This is a genomic window from Streptomyces recifensis (genome assembly GCF_002154615.1).
Classification (GTDB): domain Bacteria; phylum Actinomycetota; class Actinomycetes; order Streptomycetales; family Streptomycetaceae; genus Streptomyces; species Streptomyces griseoluteus.
Genome location: NZ_MUNH01000913.1, coordinates 1 through 671 on the forward strand (window position 1 = coordinate 1; position 671 = coordinate 671).

The window sequence follows — 671 nt, forward strand, 5'->3', positions numbered from 1 at the left end:
CAGGCCGCCGAGGCCACCGTGAACACCGAGACGCCCGTCCTGAAGACGCGCCGGTTGCCCAGGCGGTCGCCCAGCGCGCCACCGGTCATCAGGAATCCTGCGAAGACCAGCGTGTACCCGTCCGTGATCCACTGGATACCGGTGAGCGAGGCCGGCAGTTCCCGGCCCACCACGGGCACGGCGACGTTGATGACCGTGACGTCCAGGATGACCATGAAGTATCCCGTGCACACGGCCAGCAGCGGCGCCACGGACCGCCGCACGGCCGGCGGGGCAGCTCCACGGGGCCCGGACGTGCCGCCACCGGTCGACTCCGCGAAGGGCACGACACCGGCTCCGTTCTGTCCTCGGGAACCCGGGCGGCCATCATGCCAAGGCAATCACGGGCGCCGGGCCGGGACGCGCCCGGACAGGGCGTGCGGCCGCGGCAGACCGATCGTCTGCGGGACCGACTCCTCAGCCCTGCGGGTGCCGACGCCGGAGGCGGGGGTACAGCAGGGGATCGTCCGGGGGGATGGGGTCGTGACCGGGCTGCGAGAAGTTGTCGGCGGTGATGTGGGCGGCGGCCTCCTCGGCACTGGCCGCTCCCCCGTTGATGCCGACGTCGTAGGCGACCTCGTCCGTCTCGGTGTCGGGATGTGCGCCCTCGTCCGGCGCCACCAGGCGGCCGG

2 protein-coding genes are annotated in these 671 nt (G+C 72.9%); both read right to left on the reverse strand.

The features are described 5' to 3' along the window. Positions 1–251 (reverse strand): MFS transporter (locus CCN33_RS30780; RefSeq protein ID WP_140394788.1); only part of this gene is annotated, 251 nt, incomplete at its 3' end. Between the two features lie 205 nt (positions 252–456). After that, a partial coding sequence (locus tag CCN33_RS31420) for a DUF5709 domain-containing protein (RefSeq protein WP_244174002.1) occupies positions 457–671 on the reverse strand: 215 nt, incomplete at its 5' end.